A 25144-nucleotide genomic window follows, 5' to 3' on the forward strand; every position below is an offset into this window, starting at 1 on the left:
AAAACGAAACCAACGCACACGACTTATGAATCTCGCAGGACTTGACTGGGGCATTATTGGTGCCTTTTTTGTGATTTCACTAGCTATCGGCCTAATTGTTTCCAGGCAATCGGGCAAGAATTATAAGGAATTTTTCCTCTCGGGCAGGGGCATGCCCTGGTGGTTGCTTGGCATCTCAATGGTTGCCACCACTTTCTCAGCAGACACCCCCAATCTGGTCACAGATATCGTCCGTAACAACGGTGTAGCCGGCAACTGGGTGTGGTGGGCTTTTTTGCTTACCGGCATGCTCACGGTCTTCGTCTATGCCCGGCTATGGCGGCGCTCTGGCATCATGACCGATCTGGAATTCTACGAGCTGCGCTATCACGGCAAAACAGCCGCTTTTCTGCGAGGTTTTCGAGCCATCTACCTGGGCGTATTCTTCAACATAATGATTATGGCTACGGTGACCCTGGCGGCTATCAAGATTGGTGGCGTCATGTTGGGGCTAAGCCCGCTACAGACCGTGCTGATTGCCTCAGCTGTGACGGTGGTCTATACCTCACTGGGCGGTCTTCGCGGAGTGATCCTGACTGACTTTTTTCAATTCATCCTGGCCATGGTAGGCATCATCTGGGCAGCAGTCGTCATCGTCAACCTGCCTGAAGTTGGCGGGCTGGACAAGCTGTTCAGCCATGAGGAGGTGCGCACCAAGCTGCACCTGCTGCCCGATTTCAACGACAGCAGCCAGCTTATCCCGTTGTTCATTCTTCCTCTTGCTGTGCAGTGGTGGAGCGTTTGGTACCCTGGTGCAGAACCCGGTGGGGGCGGCTATATCGTGCAGCGTATGCTTTCTGCCAAGGATGAGAAAAATGCGGTAGGGGCTACCCTGTTGTTCAATATTGCCCACTACGCCCTGCGCCCCTGGCCCTGGATTCTGATTGCACTGGCGTCTATCATCGTATTCCCTGATTTGGAATCGCTCCGTCAGGCTTTCCCCAATATAAATGAGCAAGTGGTCAAAGACGACCTGGCTTTTCCAGCCATGCTGACCTACCTGCCCAGTGGCCTTTTAGGGCTGGTCATTGCCTCACTGATTGCAGCGTTTATGTCGACTTTATCCACCCACCTCAACTGGGGCGCCTCTTATATTGTGCACGACTTTTACCGTCGGTTCATCAATGAGAAAGCCTCCGAAAAAACACTGGTCCGCCTGGGGCGCTGGTCTACCGTGGGGCTGATGGTGCTGACTGCGCTTTTTGCACTGGTTTTGGAAAATGCCCTTCAGGCCTTCAACATCCTCCTTCAAATTGGTGCGGGTACCGGGCTGATCTTCATTTTGCGCTGGTTCTGGTGGCGGATCAATGCGTACAGCGAAATCGCAGCAATGGTGGTCTCTTTCCTAATGGCCATTTACCTGGAAATTTTGCACCCAGGCGAACTGGCCAGCCATACCAAGCTACTGCTTGGCGTCGGTGTAACCACAGCCAGCTGGTTGATCGTCACCTTTATTACGCCACCTACCGACCATAAGACGCTACTTTCCTTTTATCAACTCATCAAGCCTTCCCCTGGTGGTTGGCGCCCCGTCATTGAGCAAGGCAAAGCCGAAGGTGAATTGACGGAAGCGGATGTGGTGCCCGGAAAGCTGCCTATGGAGATTAGCGCCATGGTTATCGCCTGTTTCACTGTTTATGCAGCACTTTTCGCCACCGGATTCTGGATTTACGGCAATACTACTTCCGCAATAATTGCTACGGTGGTTGCTGCTGTAGGTGCCAGCCTTTTGATGGTATTTTGGCGGCGGCTGAATGCCCTGAGGCAGGTCTAAAATCTGGCCGTAAGGACTTTGGCCCGAGCTTTAGAAGAATAGGATTTTCCGATTCGGAAAAACATTCCTATTTTGGGTTCAAACCAACAAACCACTGACCCACATGGCCAACGTCCTTACCCACAGTCTTTTTACCGAGTTTGACATCCACCTGTTTCGCAGCGGCACGCATTTTAAGCTGTACGAAAAACTAGGCAGCCACCCCATTGAAGTGGACGGGCAAGCCGGCACCTATTTTGCCGTTTGGGCCCCCAATGCGCAGGCGGTTTCTTTGATCGGGAATTTCAACTACTGGAACCGGGATAGCCACGCGCTTATGCCCCGATGGGATGGCTCCGGCATTTGGGAAGGTTTCGTCCCGGGTATTGGCAAAGGAGAATTGTATAAGTACCACATCCATGCCAAAGACGGGCGCCATCTGGAAAAAGGAGACCCCTTCGCGCTACTGTGGGAAATCCCACCGAATACGGCTTCCGTGGTTTGGGACATTAGCGATTACGCTTGGCAGGACAAATCCTGGATGGACAAGCGCAAAGACATTTCCGGGCTGGACAAACCTTACTCCGTGTACGAGGTCCACATGGGTACCTGGAAAAAGACCCACGGAGGGCTGCGCAGCCTGAGCTACAAGGAAATGGCTGATGAAATGGTCAGCTATGTAAAGGAAATGGGCTTCACTCATGTTGAGTTTCTGCCGGTTATGGAACACCCTTATTTCCCAAGCTGGGGCTACCAAATCACCGGCTACTTTGCCCCGACCAGCCGATATGGCACCCCTCAGGAATTTATGCACCTCGTGGACGCCTTCCATCAGGCCGGCATTGGGGTCATCCTGGACTGGGTGCCTTCCCACTTCCCAACCGATGCCCACGGGCTGGCAGATTTTGACGGCACGCACCTCTACGATCATGCGGACCCCCGCAAGGGTTTCCACCCTGACTGGAAGAGCGCCATTTTCAACTATGGCCGGCACGAGGTGAAAGCCTTCCTGATATCCAATGCCCTGTTTTGGCTCGACCGTTACCACATTGACGGACTGCGGGTGGATGCAGTGGCTTCCATGCTTTACCTCGATTACTCGCGGGAAGAAGGCGAATGGATCCCAAACATCCACGGTGGCAATGAGAACCTGGAGGCGATTGCCTTCCTAAGGGAGTTTAACGAAACGGTTTATAAAGAATTCCCGGATGCCATTACCATAGCCGAAGAATCGACAGCATGGACGGGCGTGTCCCGCCCTACCTTTGATGGTGGCTTAGGGTTTGGGCAAAAGTGGATGATGGGCTGGATGCACGACACCCTCAGCTACTTCAAAAACGACCCGATCCACCGGCAATATCATCATGGTGAGATTACCTTCAGCCTGGTCTACGCCTTTAGTGAAAATTTCATGCTGCCGCTTTCTCACGATGAGGTTGTGCACGGCAAAGGCCCCATCATGGACCGCATGCCGGGCGATGAATGGCAACGGTTTGCCAACCTACGCCTGCTCTACGGCTATATGTTCACCCACCCTGGTACACAGCTGTTGTTCATGGGCGATGAGTTTGGTCAGACCAGCGAGTGGAATATCGAGAGAGGCCTGGAGTGGTGGCTGACGGAGCATGATTTCCACAAAGGAGTACAGGCTTGGATCAAAGCATTGAACGGCTACTACCGCAATGCCCCTACCCTGCACCAAAAACAGTTCAGCCCCGAAGGCTTCCAGTGGATTGACCACAACGACAATCAAAACAGCACCATTTCCTACCTCCGCTACGGAGAAGACAAGGATCAGCCCATAGCGGTCATTTGCAATTTCACACCGGTTGCCCGCCCTGGATATAAAATCGGTTTGCCCCTGCACGGCAACTGGAAGGAAGTCCTGAACAGCGACGCCAAGGCCTATGGTGGATCCGGCGACCATCACAATACCAAAATCATCAAAACAACGCAGGAAACCTATCACGGCCGGCCTTACTCTGCGGAAGTGACCCTGCCGCCCCTTGGTATTATTGTGCTGGAACTGGACAAAGCTATTGCACCAACAGCAACAAAAACGGCGGCTAAAAAGAAGGCCCCTGCCAAAGCCGCTGTCAAACCCAAAACCACTAAAAAGGCGACTAAAAAAGAAAAAGCAAAGTAAATCCACTACCTTCGGGCTGCCTGCAAGACTGTATATCGGTTGATGCAGGCAACCCAGGATTACTTACCAAACGATCAGGATTTATTCCTGCTCAGCCCTAACGCTTTTTTAACAGAGTAGTTTGACGGAAATAAACCAGACCGTTTTCTCTTTAAGGTCTATCTTATTTTGTTTCCGTCTCTAAAAAGCGTAGACATGGCAAAAACAGCATTGATTACCGGCAGCAGCAGCGGTATCGGTCTTGGTATTGCCCGCTCCTTTGCGGAGGCAGGGTACAATCTCGTATTTAACGGGCTGGAAGAAAATGGCTCAGAAATTGCGGCCGGGGTTGCATCGGAGTTTGGTATTGAAGCCTACTTCTCCCCTACCAATTTAATGGACCCCACAGCCATCAGGAAGATGGTTGAAGAGGCAGTGTCCCGCTTCGGCGGAGTGGACATACTGGTGAACAACGCCGGTGTCCAGTATGTCGCCCCTATAGAGGAATTTCCGGAAAGCAAATGGGACCTCATCCTTGGGGTCAACCTCAGCGCTGCCTTTCATGCGACCCAAGCCGTCTGGCCGGGCATGCAAAGCCGGGGCTTCGGGCGGATTATCAATATCGCCTCTGTGCACGGGCTCAAGGCTTCTCCTTTCAAAACAGCTTATGTAGCAGCCAAGCATGGCATGGTCGGCCTGACCAAAGTACTGGCACTGGAAGGCGCCCCCCATGGCATTACCGCCAACGCCATCTGTCCCGGTTATGTCAAAACTCCGCTGGTTGAAAAGCAGATTCCGGAGCAGGCCAAATCCCACGGCATGACCGAGGAAGAGGTCACCGAAAAGGTCTTCCTTAAAGCTCATGCGGTCAAAGACTTTGTGAAAGTGGAAACCCTGGGCGCACTGGCCCTCTTTCTGGCGGGTGAAGGCGCAGCTACCGTTACCGGCACCGCCATTCCGGTAGATGGAGGCTGGGCTGCAAAGTAACAGGACATCAGGAAACACGAGAAAAGATCAAGTAAATGGAACAGAAAAAGTTAGCACTGGCCCTGCAGGGCGGCGGCTCGCATGGGGCCATCACCTGGGGTGTGCTGGACCGGCTGCTGGAAGAAGAGCATATAGACCTGGAAGGCTTCTCGGGTACAAGCGCGGGGGCCATGAATGCGGCGGTACTGGCCTACGGGCTCCACATCTCCGGCCGGGAGAAGGCGAAATCCCTGCTCGACCAATTCTGGCGGCGGGTTGCAGAAGCGGCAGCCTTGTCACCGGTACAGCCCGCCCCCTGGGATTTACTGTTTGGAGGTGGGAATATGGACTACTCTCCGGGCTTTATGGCCGCGGAAGCCGCAAGTATGTTTGTTTCGCCCTATCAGTTTAATCCGATGGGGCTCAACCCCCTGAGGGATATCCTCGCAGATATTGTCGACTTTGAAGCCCTGCGACACTGTAACGTTACGCAACTGTTTGTGTGTGCAACCAACGTAAGACGGGGGCGGGCCAAGGTATTCGACCTGCCCCACATCTCCGTGGATGCCGTGATGGCTTCTGCTTGTTTGCCGGAAGTTTTCAAAGCCGTCACCATCGATGGCGAAGACTACTGGGATGGCGGCTTTATGGGTAATCCGCCCATTTATCCCCTACTTGATGCCGGCTGCCAGGATATTCTGCTGGTGCAAATCAATCCTATCAATATCGACCGGACGCCTCAGACCTCCTCGGAAATCCGGGACCGGGTCAACGAGCTGAGCTTTAATTCCAGCCTGATGCTGGAAATGCGGCGCATCGCTTTTGTGGACAAACTACTATCTGCCGGGGTGGACCTTGGGGCACCTTTCCACAAAGTCTTCATCCACCACATCAATCCGGAAGCCGAAGTGCAGGGGCTTAACCTCTCCAGCAAGCTCAACGCCAACTGGCAGTTCCTCCTCCGGCTCAAAGCCATTGGCCGGGAGAAGGCTGAAGCCTGGCTTGCTCAGCACAGCGATCAGGTCGGAGTGGCGTCGAGCTGTAACATCCGGGAGACTTTTCTGTAGGGTTACTCCTCCTGCGGGAAGAGGAACTGCCCGGAGGCCCGGTCCCAGTGCAGCTTGATCTCCTCCCGGCGCAAGCGGTCGAAGGCCGGGCAGGCAACCTGCTCTTCCGGGCTGGCGGAATCCCCGCAGTAGTAAAACCGCTTCCCGGTAAAGACGGAGGCGGTGAGCGTGGTGCCCCGCTGCGGCAAATCCAGCAGGACAGGCATAGCTTCTTCCAGGATTGCCGGCTCCTCAGCGTAGTCCAGTTCTAAAAAGTCAAAAACAGTTAGTGCGCCCAGCGTATGCTCCGTCCAGTCGTACTGATCAGGGTGCTCCGGGCGGAGGAAATGATATTCCTGTGTAGCGCCCACCCCATCGTATGCCCTTTTGCTGACGGCGATCAGGGGGTTGCCATTGGCCAGGCGAAAGAGGACGACCTGTACGTGATAGGTGCCACCGCCTGTGCCTTCGTCAATGATTTCGATGAAGCCGTTCTTCAGGTCTACCGTCGCCTCAAGTTCCATTTCCAGGCTGGATTCTGCCACCCATTTATTCCCTTTTTGAGTCAGTTCGTAGGGACTGTTATAGGGTGGCTCCAGGCTGCGGTAGTAGTCCAAAACATTCTTCTGCTTTGTCGTTTCAGCTTCAGGAGCTTCATCGGTTGGCGGCAAGGTGGCTTCGGGCTGCTCCTGAATGGCTTCGGCGGTGTCTGTACCAACAGCGGGTGCTTTTGCCACCTTCTGGCCTGCTCCTCCCGAGCAGGCCAGAAGGGCAACACTCAGGAATGCCCAGGCTGTAATTCTCATTGAAAGATGCATAGCTTAGTCTTATCGGAATAATTGAACATCACCTTCATAGAGGGTGGTAAACCCGTCTACCCAAAGCACCTGCACAACGTAAGCGTAGACGCCCGCCGATGCCGCTTCTCCCCTCCAGGTACCATCCCAGGCCGTTACGCCATCTGTGGCTTCGAAAACCAGACCGCCCCACCGGTTGTACACCTGAAAATTCAGTACTTCGGCAATGCCGGCTCCCGGGTAAATTTCGAAGCGGTCGTTGATACCATCTTCATTCGGGGAGAATGCGTTCGGAATGTAGACCTGCCGGGTGCCATCTACCTGCAGAAACAGCTCGGCAGAGTAGGTACAGCCGCCATCCAGCGTTAAGGTCAGCTCAATATCGACGGAACTCGTAGCCAGCAAGCTAGGGTCAGGGCAGGTAGTGCAACTTAGCACAGCACCGGAATCCGCCACCCACTGCAGGGTTGACAAAGCCGGATCAATTGGTGCGCTGGAAATAATGTCCAATTGCACGGAGTCCCCAAAAGCAGCCGGGTTAGGCTGAGCAAGCAGGTCAATAGCCAGGGCATTGGGCTCTGCCAGGGTTAGTAAGACCGTCGTATCGCAATTATTGCTGTTGGTAATGGTTATTTCGTACTGACCCGACGCTAAGCCTTCAAAGACAGGCTCGGTTTGCCCTGCACCTCCATTGAGCGCAAAGGTATAAGGCGAAGCACTGCCACTGAGCCCTGAGAATTCGATGAGGCCCGTAGCTTCTCCCGGACAAGCTGGGTCTACCGTTTCCACCTGAAAATCAATGGGCGGCACATCGGGAAGGACAATGCTATCCTGCGAAATAGCGCAACCCGTAGCGTCTGTAACGGTGTAGGCGTACAAGCCGGGCAATAGCTCGTTTATGGTCGCTGTATTTTCATTGAAAGGCTGCCCGTTACGAGACCATTCGAACTGATAAGGCGTGATGCCGCCGGTAACATCCAGTGCCAGTATACCAGATGCCTCGCCCTGACAGTTAGGTGGGCTTACATTCACTTCAGCCTGAGGCACATCGGGAGCGGTCAGAAAGAAAGTGGAGGTCGAAAAACAATCCGCTCCTATTGTAATGATGGCCTCATAGCTCCCATCTGACAAGTTCTCGATCGTTTGTACCCCTTCCGCAATAAGGTTGCCTTCGCTATCCAACCACTCAATAGAAGTGGCAGGATCACCACCCAACAGATTGATGGTGATAGCACCATTGCTTTCCCCACAGTTCGGAGGAGTAATATCCGCCTCGACATCCGGTAGTTCCAGAATGTTCACATTGATCTCATCGGTGACGGTTCCACATGCAGTGGTGAGTTCCAAGGTGTAGGAGCCATCTTCCGTCACTATAATTTGCGGCGTAGTCGCTCCATTGCTCCAGGCATAGTCACCCGGCACTTCAAATGCAGGCCCAAGCGTTACCGGATCATCGTCACACACTTCCAGATCTGGCCCCAGCGCTACAGCATCTTCCGGCGTCACCACCGCAATAGAATCTACAGCTGTGCATTCGCCTTGGGTAACCGTCACGCTATAGATTCCTGAGGCATTCACGGTGAATGTGGAATCCGTAGAACCATCCTGCCACTGATAGGTGGCGGTGCTGTCCAGGGCAGGATCGAGCAGCAAGCTGGCGCCGTTGCAAATGAGGGTGTCATTACCCAGGTCCAGCGTAAAGGAACTACTGCTCGGATTTATGGAAAAGTCCTGTTCAGAAACATTCACATCGAGGTCGGTAGAGGCTGTCAATGTACTGCCAATGAAGGATATTGGGGCAACGTCCAGGTTGACAGGAGACAGAAAAGCTTCCGGCAGAGGGTCTGCGCAAATGCCCTGCCCCTCTTCGTCCACTTTCACCATCCGGAACCCATCGCGGTCATAAAGGTCTTCATAAACGTAAGTGTAATAGCCCTCGGAAGTAACCGTGAGCGGGCTTCCCCCAAACCGGAAGGGGCCGCTCAAAAAGCCTTCTTCTGCCAGTTCAAGCCCCCAAAGTATTGCTCCATCTTTACTGATTTTTGCCAAAGCCGGGCGGATATCGCCGGAGTTGTCCACATCCGCACCTGCTACGAATAAGATATTGTCATCGGGCGTGACAATCAGGTCTTCTGCCTGTCCGGAAAAGGAAAAATTGGCCCCGTTAAATTCTACAGTCACCTGATTTTCCCCCAAGGTCGCTACCCTTGACCAAACCAGGGAACCGTCCAGATTGATCCGGGAGATAATGGCTCCTGTTGGGCCACCGAAGACTGCATCACTAAGGGAAGTAGTTATGAGCAACGCGAAGGTACCGTCCAGCATGGGTACAATCTTCACGCCGGCACCACTGAAGCCTTGGTAGGAATAGGTATTCGCCCAAAGCTGTTCCCCCTGCTCGTTAAGACGGACCGCAAAAGCCTCGTTATCAAAATTCGAACCTATACTACCGGTAACCAGATACCCGCCGGCAGGCACTTCGGCTATATCATACCCCGTTGCTTCGAGCCCGGCAACCGGATAGTACTGCCCCCATTCCACAGCTCCTGCGGCGTCGTACTTGACCAGGTAAAGCGATGTTTCAAAATCCGGGCTGTGATGACCGGCAAAGATATAGCCACCATCGGAAGTCTGAATCCCGGCATATCCCCGTTCCAAAAGGTCAGGATTGCCCGGGAACTGTGACCATTGCAGCGTACCATCTGCATTGCCTTTGGCCAGAAAGCCATCAAAATAGACGGTCGTGGAAGTGCCGGAGAGCACAAATCCGCCATCCTCAGTCGACCGGATATCAGCAATAGACTGAAAAGTCCCAGGATCATATTCCCGCGACCATACCATTTGGTTGGTATTGTCGATACGAGTGACTATTGCATCATTAGCATTGCCGGCAGGGTTATTGAAGCCATTGGCAACAGAGCTAAGCACGTAAATGCTACCGTCCGGACCGGCTGTCGCTGCCAAAGCCCGCACAGAATCCCCGGTGGTGCATTCCACGCGGAATTCTCCCAACTGAGCGCCTAGATGCCCGACAAAGAAGAGCGTAACAAATGTAGAGAGTAGTAGTTGTTTCATGGAATTAGTGTTGTCAAGTGTTTGGAAATCGTTACAAGTTAGTTCCAATTATGTTGCAGCATAATTTGATAGATTAAGGATTTGGCATGTTCCTGACTGACACCGGTAAGGACAAGGGTAGCCTGCCGGAACAGCGCAATTGTTGTGGCTGGATAAACGCCAGTTTCACCGGGAAACCAGGCCATTGGCACACTAGTCCCCTGCAGGATTTCATAGCCAGCCCCGGCATTGTGCTCCTGCCATTCTCCCGCAATGATTTGCAACTGTGGAATGTCTTGCGCGGGTGCCGGATCGTAAAGGTAGAAATGCAGCATTTGAATCTCTGCCCGGGCAGGCATGGTGAAGATGCAGGCCGATTTTTCGTTCCGTCCGGCGGCAACCGGTGTCACCTTGCGGACCGGCTCCTGAACGATCTCCTGAATCGCCTCCAGCGCCAGCAGTGCTGATGCTTTTGGAAGAGCTGCCTGCTGAGGGCTACCGCCACAGCCTAGCAGAAGAAGCGCCAAAACAGGGAGGACTGACAATGCTTTCATGGTTTTTTTGTGGCGAATTTACAAAAGCCACTGCAAAAAAGGTGTCGCCCAACTGTACCGTGCACGATAGATTTCAAAATAAGGAACGGGAAACGCCCGGAATCCATTGAGGACCGGGGCTACATTAGGCATGGTGCTGCCGCAAAAATTAAAGACTTCACTGCCCCGGTTAGCACCGGCTTGCATAGCCTGCCACATGAGCCAGGGAAATGCCCCGCTGTCCCGGGCACCTTTTCCATTCCCGGCTGTAATTGGATAGGTTACACCTTCGGTGTGCATCAGGTACACCCCACTGTGGACTGTTCCGTCCTGATGACGTGCCAGGAGCAATTGCACATGGCCAAACTTCCGGGCGGGTTCATCCATTTGCTGCAGCAAGGACAGGGTAACCGGTGCAGACAGCCCCTGCCGGTCAAAGGTATGCTCAATGATAGCCACCAATGTACTCAGGTCTGTACACTCTTCCAACGCCAAAACCTTCTCCCCTTCCTTGATGCTAGACTTCACCGAGCGGTTGAAGCGGCGGCGGACCGTTTCCCTATCCTGAAGGTCCGATACCACAAAATGATACCGCAGTTGAGCTTGAAAGCCTTTCCAAAGAAAGGGCATCCAGTTTTTGGTCCCGTGGTGCAGCTTCTGAATATGCCCCCAGTGCCCGGGCAGTTGCTCCAGGAGTTGTGGAATAGCCTGCCGGTCGAAGGTAAACTGATCGGCTAAGGATAGCGAATTATAAGCTTCATACCGCCACAAACCAAGGTAGGGCGTCAGTGGCGGGGTTAGCAGGAAAGGGATGCCCTTGATACGCCGGATATGGTAAGGCAAAGCTGCCGCCAATTCGCCTTTCTTATCCTCAGCGAGCGCTACGCCCCAGTTGTCCGGGCCGCAAACCGCATCCAGCCACCACGGGTGGTTGAAGGCAGGAACGGCATGATCTGTACAAAAAGATTTATAAGCTGTTTTTGAAGAAGACTTCATGATTGAACTTCAGCTTTTCGGTATGCCATGAGGGCGACAAAATCGAAAAAAAAACCGGGATTACGATCCAGCATTAAAAAAAACTCTACCTTAGGCATCAGAAAACGGCTTCTTGTTTTCTCCACTCTTCTTGTCGATCCTTCCTTTAAAACTGGAATTGAACCCTGTTTAGCTTCACAGTCAGTACTTTAAATGGTTTCGGTAGCTGGTACAGACACTATTTGATCATCGTATACACCACTGGAAAAATCTTTCTCATGAAAATCACCCAATCCCTGGTCTTTGCGCTTATGTTAAGCTGCTTGGCTTTAAGCCCTGTAATCTTAAAGGCTCAGACTTATTGCAACCCTACGAATTCCATTTCTGCCGGCAACCCGTTTATCACAAGCAGAATTTTCAAAGGCGTAACCTATAACAGTATAGGTTCAGATTTTAGTAGCGACAGGTATGTTGATTATACCAGCCAGGTGAGCCAATCCGCAAAAAGGGGTGAGAATATCTCCCTTAATATCGGTCTGCTCAATTGCGGAAATTCGACTTCCTTTAGACTTAGAATATGGGTAGACTGGAATGGAGACGGAGATTTCACCGATCCTGGCGAGACCGTAGCTTCCGTTGCGGAGACGATTCCAGCTGGCAATTGCTGGTTTCAGACCTATTTTAACGGATTTGATGTCCCTCTTTCCGGGATCAGTGATGGCAACAAGCGTGTCCGGGTTGCTGTGGCGAGGGGTACTACCTACCCCACCCCATGTGGTGGATTCACCGGCGAAGCGGAAGACTACAACCTACAGATACTTCCAAACACTGCCCCTGTGCTCGACAATAGCGGCACACCTGTTTTCAATGCCCTCACCACCAGCCAAACCAATAACAGTGGTCAGACGATTGAAAGCTTACTAATTTCTACACGCCCACGAAACAGTGAAATCACTTACATCACTGATGCAGATGACCCTTCAACGCCCCACGGGTTAGCGATATTCCAGAACAGCGCTCCAAACGGTACCTGGCAATACCAATTGGAAGGCAGCAGTAGCTGGAATAACTTCGCTGTGAGCAGCTCTAATGCACTGGGGCTTTGGGGAGACGACCGGATTCGCTTTGTACCTTCCGGAAACGGAAATGCCAGCATTAGCTTCCGGGCATGGGACGGCACCTCTGGCAGCCGGGGCGGTACCTTTAGCATAGGGGCAACCGGAAGCAATTCGGCATTCAGTACTGCTACGGATCAGGCAACGTTACTAGTTTCCAATTCTACTGGTGCAGAGGTGTTTTTGATGGACTTTGCCAATGACCAACTGGAATCCTCTTCGATACTTCCAAATTCCAATAAGATAGTGCAGTTTGATCCGGAAGCAACGAATGCCGATGCGTTTGGCAATGCCTATGAAATTGCCCACAAAAGTGGAACGTTATACTGGACCAATGGAGCTGGCAAGGTATTTTCCAGAGCCGTTACAGGCGGCAGCAACCAGGAATTGGTATCCGGATTAGCCACAACGCTCGGAATAGATGCCAGTGATAATAACCTTTTCTATTCCGACTACGATGGCTCCACGACCACTGGTAAATTATATAAATCTAATCTTAATGGTACAGGGGCTTCTACGTTGGTTAATAATCTGGGGTTAGTTTGGTCTCTGGTCTATGAAACCGACAACAACCGGGTGTATTTTATTGATCAGGATGGTAATAACCGGACGATCAAGTGGGTCAGTGCCAACGGAGGCAGCCCGACGCTTTTCCATACCGGAACTGGCTTTATGAGGGGGCTGGAAATTCACGATGGGCATGCCTATTGGGTGGAATACATTAGCAACGATTTCCTTACCATTTATAAAAAACCGATAGGTGGAGGAAGCGCCTCTGTGGTAACGACTGTGTCTAATCAGCCGCTCACTGGTTTTGATATTGAGTTTGATATACAAAACAGCCAGATTTATGTACCGCTACCGTCAACGTGGTAGACAACAGTGTACCAACGGCAGTATGCGCCAACCCGACCATCGACATCACTAGTGGCGACGGGCCAACCTTTATCAATCTGGCAGACTTGGACGGCGGCTCTTCCACCGTCTGCGGCAACCTTAACTTCTCCGCTGATGTGACAAGCGTGGACTGCGATGATTTGGGCGATTCTTTCCCTGTTACCCTGACGGTAACCGACTTGTCTAGCGGGCAGACTGCTAATTGTATATCCAACGTCACCGTAGCTGACCCCAACAGCTTCTGCTGTGCATCGCCTATGGCTGTCTGCGAAAACATCACCGTGCAGCTGGATGCCAGCGGCAACGCCAACATCACCCCAGCTGATATTGGCAGCGCCAGCACCGCAGAGTGCGGCCTGCAGTCGGAGATGCTGAGCGACGACAGCTTCGAATGCGTTGATGAAGGCACCGTCATGGTCACCTATACCATTATGGACGTTAACGGTGATACTCATAGCTGTACCGCTGAGGTAACCGTGGAGGACAATATCGCCCCTGGTGCAGCCTGCCTCAGCCCCACCGTTGAGCTAGGCCCTGATGGCACCTACACCCTTCAGGAAAGCGATGTCTTTGACGCTTTTGGGAGCAGTGATAACTGTTCCACAGAATCTATAGATTTCGAGAGTACTACTTACACCTGCGATGATACCGGGATGCAATTCGATGTCTTGGTCACCGTAGAGGACGGAAGCGGCAATTCCGACCAGTGCACCGCTCAGATCCTGGTGAAAACCGGAGATGCGCTGCCCGGAAGCTGGACCGCAACCGATATTGGAAGCCCAGGCGAAAACAGCACCTTCAGCTTTGACCCTTGTGCTACGGACAATCCTGGAAAGGGTGAGTTCAGTATTACAACCAGCGGCTACAACCTCATCCCCAACACTTCTGATGAAGTCGGCTTCATCGGGCAAAGCCTTTGCGGCGATGGGGGTATTCAAGCCAAAATTGAAAGTATTGCCAACGGGTATGCCGGCTTGATGATCAGAGAGAGCAATGCGCCCGGCGCAAAAATGATGGCTGTGTATTCTAATTTGTCCAGCCTCCTCAGACGGGAATTGCGCACCGTAGATAATGGCCCGCGCACTTCCACTACCTCTTTTGCACCATTTGCTACCTGGCTCCGCCTGCGCCGGCAGGGCGACTACATCCGCGCCTTGTATCGCAGCACAGATACTGGCAGCTGGCAGCTTTTCCATCAGGTGTACCTGCCTATGGAGGAGTGTGTCGAAATGGGGCTGGCGGTATTCACAACGGACCCAAATGGGGATGCCTATGCCATATTTAGCAACGTGGGTTCGCGCAGCCAGGGCAGCAGCAACTTCTCCATCCCGGACTGGAGTGATGAGGTTCCTTCAGTTTCTGTGCGTAGTGCAACGGTTTTCCCTAACCCGGTATCCGGACAGTTCACCCTCGCTTTCAGCAAGCCGCTGACGGCACCGGGAACAGCAACCCTGCTTAATGACCTGGGGCAGCGGGTGCGGAAATTTGACTTACATGCAGACGATTTGGAAGTCGATGGAGACCTCTCAGGGCTTCCTCCGGGGCTTTACTTCCTCCAAGCTGCCACAAGTGATGGATATCAGGAAACGCTGAAATTGTTGAAACAATAATTATTGAAGCGCGTAAAATAAATTAGGTGGGCAAGGCCTGATGCCTTGCCCACTTTTTTTATTTTCCCTGATATCACTTATCCTTATTCGACCGGTGGAAAGAAGTCACAACATGGATTTTATGCTCTTTTGTAGTTTCCCCAGCCAGGTTAAGCGAACTAAACCTAATAAACCAGGTTTACCTTCGTATCCTAAGACCAATCCATGAAGTATTGTCTCTTCATAGCTTTCATATTTTGGAGTGCCCTCATGGCAGTGGCTCAGCCTTTCACAAGCATCACGGTACAGGACGGGCTTTCTCAGGGCATGATCAATGACATTTTGAAGGACAGTGACGGCTTTATGTGGTTTGCGACCAATAATGGCCTAAACCGCTACGACGGGCACACCTTCAAGGTTTTTACGCACAACCCCTTTGACTCCTTATCCATCTCCGGAGACGAGATCGCATGCCTATTGGAGGAGTCCGAAGACTATATGTGGGTAGGTACCATATCACAAGGTTTGAACCTTTTCGACCATAAACGGGAAGTCTTCTACCCGATCATCCTTAAGGATGCTCTTTCGCCTGGTTTACCTGCTTACCAAGTCTCCTCTATTGCAAAAGACACGGAAGGATACCTCTGGATCGGTACAGATAATGGAGTATATAAACTGAAACTCACGCAACAACTAGCGCCGGGAAAGCCTCCTCGGTTTGAAACGGCCTTTCTCCCCTTACCCGATGGGGTTAAGAATACCGTATCTAGTATATTCTGCACCTCAACTGGAAAAATGCTGATCCGGGTTATAGGCTACGGGATATTCTCCTGGAATGTGGATGACGAAAGTTTTGAGCCGGTTGTGCTCAATAATGGTAAAGGTGAATTATGGAGCAGGAAGATGACAGAGTACCCGCCTGGCACCCTGTGGGCAAGCTCCAACCTGGGCTTAATGCGGTACCGGGATAAAAAGGAGCCGCTTTTGATCAAAAATGCGAAAAAGCCTTTCTTGGCAAGCGTTTATGACCTTGCCATTCTGAAAGACAGAGAAGAGATATGGTTTTCTACTGGTTTTGACAGCCGGCTTTATTCCTTTAACCCTATGCGGCCTGCCGATCAATTGCAATTTGATACCGTTTTGAATGTTGGGGGTACGACGCGCCTGGTTTCCATGTATTTCGACGACCACCATACACTGTGGATAGGCACCAATGGATATGGCATTTATAAGTACCAGACACAATCCTCGGCTTTTGAGCACCTGGACGAAGGAAATAGTGTTATTTTTATTACTGAGGCAGAGGGGCAGCTTTTTACTACCAGCCGGCTTTGGGCCAGCGCCTATTCAACCCGAAAGAAGCGGTTCCTGCCCCTGTCGGAAGAATACCCCTTACCCGATGATATCCGCGGCTTGTACCAAGCAAAAGATGGCAATATCTGGGCCGTTTCGCATGGTTCGCCCGCGCAGCTTTACCAACTAGATACAGCATTCGAAATACAGCAAACTTACCTGCTGGAAGACGTCGACCCTTTGTTCGGCCAGATCATTGAGGATGCACAAGGCAAGCTTTGGTTCCCTGGCAACACGGAGGCCTTCCTGCGCTTTGACCCGCTGACGGGAAAAAGCCAGCCTATCTCCTGCAACGGAGCGGACGGAATGCCAGTGATGGGATCCTCCTACTTTTGCTTTTACAAAGACCATCAGGGCAACCTCTGGAAAGGCGGCCCCAAAGGGCTGGTACAGCTGAAGCTGGATCAAAATAGCCAACCTTCAGGCTGCCGTTTTTTCAAAAACGCCCCTAACGATGCCCAAAGCCTCAGCCACAACAGCGTGGCATCTTGTCTGGATGACCCCGATGAGCCGGATACTTACCTGTGGGTAGGTACCAAAGGGGGCGGTTTAAATAAACTCAATAAGCAGACCGGGCAGTGTGAGCACTTTACGACCGTACAGGGGCTACCAGACAACGTAGTCTATGGCGTACTTGCGGATGAAGAAGGCTACCTATGGCTGAGCACCAACCGGGGACTGTCCCGCTTTGCCCCCCGCCAGGAAGTCTTCCGGAACTACAAAGCCGAAGATGGCCTGCAGGCAACCGAATTCAACACCGGCGCTTTTTTTAAAAACGAAACGACCGGGCAGCTATTCTTCGGTGGGGTGAATGGCATCACGGCCTTCTTCCCGGACCAGATCAAGCCAGACCCTTATATTCCGCCCGTGCATATCACCGGGCTGAAGATACATAGTGAAGAGGTGGCTATAGGACAGCCGCTGGAAGACGGGCAAACGCCCATTTTGAAAGCATCTATCGCCTCTACGGAGCGTATAGACTTGGACTGGCACCAAAACCATGTCACCCTGGAGTTTACAGCCTTGGACTATACTATCCCGGAAAAGAACCAATACCAGTACCGGATGTCCGCCGTCGACAGGGAGTGGGTGCGCGCCGAGACCGACCGCAGCGTGACCTATGCCAACCTGGTGCCCGGTGAATACTTGTTTGAAGTCAAAGGCAGCAACAGCAGCGGGGTTTGGAATGAAAAGCCCGCCCGGCTTCGTATTGTCATCCACCCGCCCTGGTGGCGGACTACCTGGGCGTATGCCGCTTACTTACTATTATTTTCAGGGGCCGTCATTGCTTTATACCGTTTTCAGCTCAACCGGAATAAGCTGCGCAATCAGCTGGCGTTCGAGCAAAAAGAAGCCGAGCGGCTATCAGAGCTAGACCGCATCAAAACTAACTTCTTCTCCAACGTAACGCACGAATTCCGCACGCCCCTCACCCTGATTATCGAACCCATCCGGCAATTGATCGCCGAGCATTCAGACAAGAAAGCCCAAGAGCGGCTGAAGATGGCCCTGAGAAACAGTGAACATCTGCTACTGCTCGTGAACCAGCTTATGGATTTGTCGAAACTAGAGAGCAAGCAGATGCAGCAAGACCTGCGCAGAGCTGATATTGGAGAGCTATTCCGCGAGGTTTACCGCCTGTTTTTTCCGCTGGCAGAGAAAAAAGATATTACCCTGAAGCTGTCCGCACCGCAGTCAGTTGCGCCTTCCTACCTCGATAAAAATAAATTGGAAAAGGTCTTTTACAACCTGCTCTCCAACGCCGTGAAATTTAACCCCGAAGGCGGGCAGGTACAGGCTACCTTGTCAGAAGTGGAACAAAAGCAGCAAGCTTTCTTCAAAATCACGGTAACGGACACCGGCATCGGCATCCGGCAAGAAGACCTACCCCGTATTTTCGACCGCTTCTACCAGGCCAATGACTCCTCCGTACGCGAACACGAAGGCACTGGCATTGGATTGGCACTGACCAAGGAGCTGGTAGAATTGATGGGCGGGACGATCAGCGTTGAAAGCCAGTACGAAAAGGGCACTACCTTCGAATTGCTATTGCCCGTACGCACCGAACTGCAAACGGTTGGCGAGAGCAAGGCAGAGCCGCCTACCCCTGCCTTCAGCCTGCCTGCCGTTGCAGCCCCTGAAAACGAACCGGAAGAAGCCAGTCCGGCTCCTATGGACGAGGAGCTTATTCTGGTCGTGGAAGACAATACAGACCTAAGACAATTTATCTGCCAATCCCTGCCGGCCCACTTCCAAGCCGTCGAAGCCATAAACGGGGAAGATGGGTTTCAAAAAGCCATAAAACTGATCCCTGACCTCATCATTTCCGATGTGATGATGCCCCGGCTCGATGGTTTTGGCCTTACAGAAAAATTGCGCAAGGACGAACGCACTGCACATATTCCCATCATTCTGCTGACCGCAAAATCTACCGTTGACAGCATAGTGCAGGGTATCGGCACCGGAGCGGACGCCTACCTCACCAAACCCTTCAGCGTTAAAGAGTTGACGGTCAGAATCAGAAAGCTGATTGAGATGCGGCAGAAACTACAGCAAAAATACAGTACTAGACAGTTGACTGTCTCCCAACCAGAACCGCCCGAAAGTGAGCATCCCTTTTTGCAAAAACTGCAAAGGAGCATTCAAAAAAACCTGAGCAACGAAGACCTCGCCGTAGAAGAGCTTGCGCAGGAAGTATACATGAGCCGTACGCAGTTGCACCGCAAGCTGAAAGCCCTCACCGGACAGTCCGCCTCCACCTTTATCCGCAATTACCGCCTCGATGCCGCCCGCCACCTGCTACAGGAGGGCACCTACAGTGTGAAAGAAATCTCCATGCTGGTCGGATTCAAAAACCAAACCTACTTCTCTACCAAATTCAAAGAGCGCTTTGGTCAACCGCCCAGCACATTCCACACTTGATGCAACATAAGTTAACGGCCCCTGCAACATAAGTTAATAACTTGCCAACATGCAACATATGCATAAGCTTAGGTAACATAGCTTAATCCTCGCCCTGGCTACATTCTTCATATTTACGCGCTCAAGTATACCGACTCACTAAAACAAAAATTGCCTGCACCGGTGACGCTAGTCCCGGAAGTGTCCCCTGTGCTGCTGCCTAAACTTCAGTTGAACATGAAATATCTATTCCTTCTCCTCTTCGCTTCTTTTATGCTGGCCCTGCCGACAGCGCTCGACGCCCAGTGCCCTGTAGGGAATGTAACACTCAATAGCCAGGCAGAGGTCGATAACTTTGCGGTCAGTTATCCCAATTGTAGCCAAATATCGGGTTCATTGACTATTGAGGGTAGTGATATTACTGATCTCCAAGGGCTCAATAACCTATCTTCCGTGGGAACCTTCCTTTTGATCCGCGGTAATGGCGCCCTGACCAGCCTACAAGGACTCAACAACCTCTCTTCCGTGGGTAATAACCTTTTTATCTTGGTTAATGCCGCGCTGACCAGCCTACAAGGGCTCGACAACCTCTCTTCCGTAGGTAGTAACATTTATATTGGTTCTAACGATGCACTGACCAGCCTACAAGGGCTCGACAACCTCTCTTCCGTGGGTAATGAAATCGCTATTAGATATAACGATGCACTGGCCAGCCTCCAAGGGCTAGATAACCTCTCTTCCGTGGGTAATGACATCTTTATTATAGATAACGATGCACTGACTAGCCTACAAGGGCTTAGTAGCCTCTCCTCTCTTGTAGGCGACTTACAGATTGAGGAGAATGATGCACTGACCAGCCTGAATGGACCCAATATGCTAACTTCTATAGGAGGCACCCTTTGGATTGGAAGAAACGATGCTCTGACTAGTCTCGATGGACTCAACAATATCTCTTCCGTGGGTGATGACCTCTTAATTCAATATAACAATACCCTGACCAGCCTGAATGGACTAGGTAATCTATCTTCCGTTGCATCATTCATTATCATCGGTACTAACCCCGCACTGACCAGCCTCAACGGGCTCGAAAGTCTCTCCTCCGTTGGAACTGACATTTCTATTGTATTAAATGAGTCACTGACCAGTATCACGAGCCTCAACAATCTTTCTTCTTTAGGAGGACGACTTGAAATCAGAGGCAATAATGCACTAACCAGCATCGCGGGGCTTAGTAGTCTTACTTCCTTAGACAGGCTTCTAATTGCAGATAATGAGGCACTGACCAGCCTACAAGGACTCAACAACATTGCTTCCATTGCATCAGACCTCCGGATTGAAAATAATGATACGCTGACCAGCATACAAGCGCTCAACAACCTCTCTTCCGTGGGTGGAGAACTAAGAATCACAGACAACACTACTCTTTCGACTTGCAGTATCGACTGGATATGCGACAGTATCTACTTCCCCTACCAAATTATGATAATCAGCAATAACGCCACTGGTTGTAATTCCAAGGCTGAGGTAGAAGACGATTGCCCAAACCTATATGAACCTGTGTGCCAAGACGCCACTATCGCTTTACTTTTTGATGGCACGGCAAGTATTACCCCCAGCGAAGTAGATGGAGGGTCAATTGATGTCGCATCCAGCTTTGTTTTCCCCTCTGATTTCACCTGCAAAGAATTAGGCGCTAATATTGTGAGCCTCGTTGTCATAGATATAGCCGGTAATATAGGCGCTTGTGATGCAACTGTCACCGTAGAAGATCCCAACAACTTCTGCCCAGACTGCACCACCTATACCGCTACGGACACCCCACAACCTGTACCAGTCTTCGGGTCAGGAGCTTTCGACTGTTCTTCTGCAACGACCTCTACTGTAGATGTAGACATACCGGGGCAGATAGGGCTCGGAGCGACGCGTATAGATTATTTGGAAATGGACATTACCCATACTTTTAACGCTGACCTTGTTATTACATTGATAGCCCCTAGCGGGGCGGATATTGTTCTGTCGGTATATGGCGGCGGCCAAAACTATACCAACACGCGCTTTGAAGATGGTTTTCCTTCCATTAATTCTGCGAATGCCCCCTTTACAGGTACTTTCGAACCAGAAGAAGGGGCTTTTAATGATGTGCTAGCCGGCGAGGATGTACAAGGTACATGGACGCTATATGTCTGTGATTTCGGGGACGGCGACATCGGTACGCTAAATTCATTTACTTTAAAGATTTGCAGTTCCGGTTACCCAGCCCCCCCTTCCATCACCTGCCCCCCTGACCAAACGGGATCTTTTAACACTAATTGTCAGTTTAGTATACCTGATTATCGTTCTCTAGCAACAGCTTCGAGCTCTACAGGTTCTTCTCCTACCATCACACAAAGCCCTGCGCCAGGTACACAGATTAATGGTAGTGGGGGAAGCCTTAATCAACTCATTACTCTAACCGTGACCGATGCTGTGGGTAATTCCAGCGACTGTACATTTAACTTAACAGTAAATGACGGCACACCGCCTACCATCAGCTGCCCAGCCGATATCACGCAAACCGTCGACCCTGGCCAAACCTACGCCACGGTCATCAATATTGCACCGGTGAGCAGCGATGACAATTGCGCTTCCCCCACCATCACACACGCCATCTCCGGGGCGACCACCGGTAGCGGCGGGGCAGATGCAAGCAACACGCAGTTCAATATCGGCAGCAGTGTAGTGACCTACACCGTCACGGATGCCGCTGGCCTTATCGGCAATTGCAGCTTCACCGTGGATGTTACCCTTGATTGTGGCAGCATACTTGTCAACTCTACCGCCGACAACCTTACCTCAGGAGATGGCAACTGTACCCTGCGCGAAGCCATCCGTAATGTCAATGCCGGCTCTGACCTGACCTCTGGTGATTGTAATTGTGGAACCACTATCACCTTTGATGCCTCTACAAACGGCACGCCTATTGTGCTCAGCCTCACCGGCGCAGGCGAAGATGCTGCTGCAACGGGGGATTTAGATATCACAGCAGATGTCACTATTACAGGCAATGGGAGCGGCAATACTATCATCAATGGAAATAATACAGACCGAGTGTTTCACCTTACTGCGTCTTCTTTGAACGTAACCCTGGAGCACCTCACGGTAAAAGACGGCCTGTTAACTGGATCTAATTCCGGTGGGGGGCTTAATAGTGGATCTAACAATGCGAACCTCATCATTTCAAACTGTGCGTTTGATTCCAATCAAGCCAGTAGTGGTGGGGGACTACGTATCCAAAATGCGTCAACCGTAGAAATCGATAATTGCCTGTTTAATGGGAATATTGCTTACGGACCCTATGGAGGGGGAGTTAGTTTAAGTATCGGTACTTATACTATCCGCAACTGTTCTTTCCAAAACAATCAAACAAATACCTTTGGAGGCGGGGCCTACACTACTAGTGGATCGTATACTTTTATCAACTGTACAATGACAGGAAATACGGCGAACAACAGCGGAGGAGCCATTTCCAATGGATTTGTAGGCGGAGTGGTAAAACTCACCAATTGCACCATTGCCAAAAATACCTCCCCAAATGGAGCTGCCGTAGACATTAATAATAGCAGTTCCTTCCTTAGCTTAACGAACAATATCATCGTCAATAATATATCCCCTAGCGACTTAAATATTGGCGGCCTTTTCATTCAAGTCAATGTACAAAATATAGTAGAGTCCTGCTCTGGTAGCTGCCCTACCTTCTTTTCCACCAGCGATGACGTCATCTGCGGGCTCTCCACCTGTGCTAATGGACTCGGCTATTATCCGGTAATACCTAACAGCGATGCGGATGGCACTGCGGATACCTCTACCCCATTAGCCGATGATATATGTGGCAATATCCGAAGTGCTTCCTCTTACAATATCGGATCAAGCGAAGTTTTTTTTACAGATAATGAAAACCCGGTTGTAGTCTGCCCAGCCACGCAAACCATAAGCAATGATGCAGGGGAGTGTGGCGCTAATGTTAGCTTTACCGTTCCAGACCCCACCGACAACTGCTCGGCTACTTCTTCCGCCAGCCCGGCTTCCGGCTCGTTCTTCAATGTAGGCACCACCCAGGTCACCGTCACCGCTACCGATGGTACTGGCAATACCAGCCAGTGTACTTTTGACGTGATAGTGAACGATACGGAAAACCCTACCATCAGCTGCCCAGCCGATGTCACGCAAACCGTTGATGCCGGTCAAACCTACGCCACGGTCATCAATATTGCACCGGTGAGCAGCGATGACAATTGCGCTTCCCCCACCATCACACACGCTATCTCCGGGGTAACCACCGGCAGCGGTGGATCGGACGCAAGCGGCACGCAATTCAATATCGGCAGCAGTGTAGTCACCTATACCATCGAGGATGCTTCTAACAATACGGCTACTTGCAGTTTCAATGTGGAGGTAAACGGCAATGCAGAAATTGATGTGCAAGACCCTGACATGAACAGCCTAACGAATAATGCCAGCAATTACGATTTTGGCAACGTGGACATCATGGGCGGGAGTGCCTCGGGCACCTTCACCATCAACAATATTGGAGATATAGCCCTGCTGCTCGATGGCTCTCCAACCGTAGCTATCAGTGGCTCTGCTTCATTTAGCGTTACTCAACCTTCCTCAACAACAATCGCTCCTGCGGGCGCTACCGCCTTCCAAATTGATTACAATCCTGCCAATGAGGATTGCAGCCAGCAAATGGCCACCATCTCCATCAGCAATAATGACCCGGATGAAACCCCATTTGTGTTCACCGTCTCGGCTACCCCAGTCGATAATGTGAACCCAACGGCTAACTGCCCGTCGAATATCACCCAGAGTAACGATACCGGCCAATGTGGAGCAAATGTAAGCTTCAGCATCCCTGCCCCAAGCGATAATTGCCCGGGGGTAAGTGCGGTAGCCAGCCCGGCTTCCGGCTTTTTCTTTGACGTAGGCACCACATCCGTGACGGTCATCGCTACCGATGCCAGCAATAACACTGGCAGCTGTACCTTCACGGTCACCGTGACAGACACCGAAGACCCCAGCATCAACTGCCCAGCGGATATTACCGTAGATAACGATTCAGGGCTGTGCAGCGCGGTGGTCAATATCCCCGCACCAACTGTCTCGGACAATTGCCCGGGGGCCAGCTTCGAGTACGCGCCAGCTTCAGGATCAGCATTTGATGTGGGTACTACCACCGTTACCGCCACGGCTACCGACGGGGCTGGCAATACGGCTACCTGCACATTGAACGTGACTGTCAACGACACCGAGGATCCGGCTATCAACTGCCCGGCGGATATTACCGTTGCGGCCACAAGCGGGGCCGGTGCGGTGGTCGATTACACTGCCCCGGCAGGTACCGACAATTGCACGCCTGCCACCATGCAGACGGCAGGGCTGGCCAGCGGCGCCACCTTCCCGATCGGCACCACGACCAATACCTTTGAGGTGACCGACGGGGCCGGCAATACCAGCAGCTGCTCCTTTAATATCACCGTCGACGATGTGGCGCTCGATATCAATTGCCCGGCGGATATCACCGTCAGCAATGACCAAGGTGAATGCTCCGCAGTGGTCGCCTTTGAGGCTACGGAGACCACCGGCATCCCTCCTTCCACCATCACCTACTCGCAAGACCCGGGCACCGCATTCCCAGTTGGCAATACCACGGTGACGGCCACAGCAACCAACTCCCAAGGCAGCGACCAGTGCTCCTTCACCGTCACCGTGACGGACACCGAGGACCCCAGCATCACCTGCCCAGCGGATATTACCGTAGATAACGATTCAGGGCTGTGCAGCGCGGTGGTCAGTATCCCCACACCAACGGTTGCCGACAATTGCCCGGGGGCCAGCTTCGAGTACGCACCAGCTTCAGGATCGGCATTTGACACCGGCACCACTACCGTCACCGCCACCGCTACCGATGGGGCTGGCAATACGGCTACCTGCACGCTGAACGTAACTGTCAACGATACCGAAG

General features: G+C 51.9%; 12 protein-coding genes. 8 read left to right on the forward strand and 4 right to left on the reverse strand.

Annotation, left to right across the window (positions count from 1 at the left end; all coding sequences use genetic code 11):
• Nucleotides 1–25: 25 nt before the first annotated feature.
• The 4 genes from MRY86_RS26565 to MRY86_RS26580 all read left to right on the forward strand — a co-directional run bounded on the left by MRY86_RS26565 (nt 26) and on the right by MRY86_RS26580 (nt 5950).
• Nucleotides 26–1813 carry a sodium:solute symporter family protein gene (locus tag MRY86_RS26565; RefSeq protein WP_293565291.1) on the forward strand — a complete coding sequence of 596 codons (1788 nt, stop codon included), beginning with the start codon at nt 26–28 and terminating at the stop codon, nt 1811–1813.
• Nucleotides 1814–1916: 103 nt separating this feature from the next.
• Nucleotides 1917–3938: a 1,4-alpha-glucan branching protein GlgB gene (glgB, locus tag MRY86_RS26570; RefSeq protein WP_293565293.1), complete on the forward strand. Its 2022-nt coding sequence runs from the start codon at nt 1917–1919 to the stop codon at nt 3936–3938.
• A gap of 195 nt (nt 3939–4133) precedes the next feature.
• A complete protein-coding gene (locus tag MRY86_RS26575) occupies nt 4134–4904 on the forward strand; it encodes a 3-hydroxybutyrate dehydrogenase (protein ID WP_293565295.1) in 771 nt (256 codons plus the stop codon).
• A 35-nt stretch (nt 4905–4939) separates the two neighbouring features.
• Entirely contained in the window at nt 4940–5950 is a 1011-nt protein-coding gene (locus MRY86_RS26580) for a patatin-like phospholipase family protein (protein ID WP_293565297.1), read from the forward strand.
• Between the two features lie 2 nt (nt 5951–5952).
• On the opposite strand, the gene MRY86_RS26585 is transcribed toward MRY86_RS26580, so the two are convergent.
• Genes MRY86_RS26585 through MRY86_RS26600 form a run of 4 tightly spaced genes read right to left on the reverse strand, consistent with a single transcriptional unit; the run spans nt 5953 to nt 11309 of the window.
• On the reverse strand, nt 5953–6735 hold the full coding sequence (locus tag MRY86_RS26585) for a hypothetical protein (protein WP_293565299.1): 783 nt from the start codon (nt 6733–6735) through the stop codon (nt 5953–5955).
• 21 nt (nt 6736–6756) lie between these two features.
• Nucleotides 6757–9801, reverse strand: coding sequence for a gliding motility-associated C-terminal domain-containing protein (locus MRY86_RS26590; RefSeq protein WP_293565301.1), 3045 nt, complete (start codon nt 9799–9801; stop codon nt 6757–6759).
• Nucleotides 9802–9839: 38 nt separating this feature from the next.
• Complete coding sequence (locus MRY86_RS26595) at nt 9840–10334, reverse strand: hypothetical protein (protein WP_293565303.1); 495 nt, start codon at nt 10332–10334, stop codon at nt 9840–9842.
• Between the two features lie 18 nt (nt 10335–10352).
• The gene (locus tag MRY86_RS26600; RefSeq protein ID WP_293565304.1) at nt 10353–11309 is read right to left on the reverse strand and encodes a GNAT family N-acetyltransferase; all 957 of its coding nucleotides are present in this window, start codon (nt 11307–11309) and stop codon (nt 10353–10355) included.
• A 257-nt stretch (nt 11310–11566) separates the two neighbouring features.
• On the opposite strand from MRY86_RS26600, the gene MRY86_RS26605 reads away from it, so the two are divergent.
• The 4 genes from MRY86_RS26605 to MRY86_RS26620 all read left to right on the forward strand — a co-directional run.
• Nucleotides 11567–13279, forward strand: a complete 1713-nt coding sequence (locus MRY86_RS26605; RefSeq protein WP_293565306.1) for a GEVED domain-containing protein — start codon at nt 11567–11569, stop codon at nt 13277–13279.
• Complete coding sequence (locus MRY86_RS26610) at nt 13273–14910, forward strand: T9SS type A sorting domain-containing protein (RefSeq protein WP_293565308.1); 1638 nt, start codon at nt 13273–13275, stop codon at nt 14908–14910. The genes MRY86_RS26605 and MRY86_RS26610 overlap by 7 nt, the downstream gene beginning before the upstream one ends.
• A 204-nt stretch (nt 14911–15114) precedes the next feature.
• The gene (locus MRY86_RS26615; protein WP_293565310.1) at nt 15115–19164 is read left to right on the forward strand and encodes a two-component regulator propeller domain-containing protein; all 4050 of its coding nucleotides are present in this window, start codon (nt 15115–15117) and stop codon (nt 19162–19164) included.
• A 216-nt stretch (nt 19165–19380) separates the two neighbouring features.
• Nucleotides 19381–25144 (forward strand): HYR domain-containing protein (locus tag MRY86_RS26620; RefSeq protein WP_293572081.1); only part of this gene is annotated, 5764 nt, incomplete at its 3' end.

The sequence above is a fragment of the Phaeodactylibacter sp. genome (genome assembly GCF_022763345.1).
Taxonomy (GTDB): Bacteria; Bacteroidota; Bacteroidia; order Chitinophagales; family Saprospiraceae; genus Phaeodactylibacter.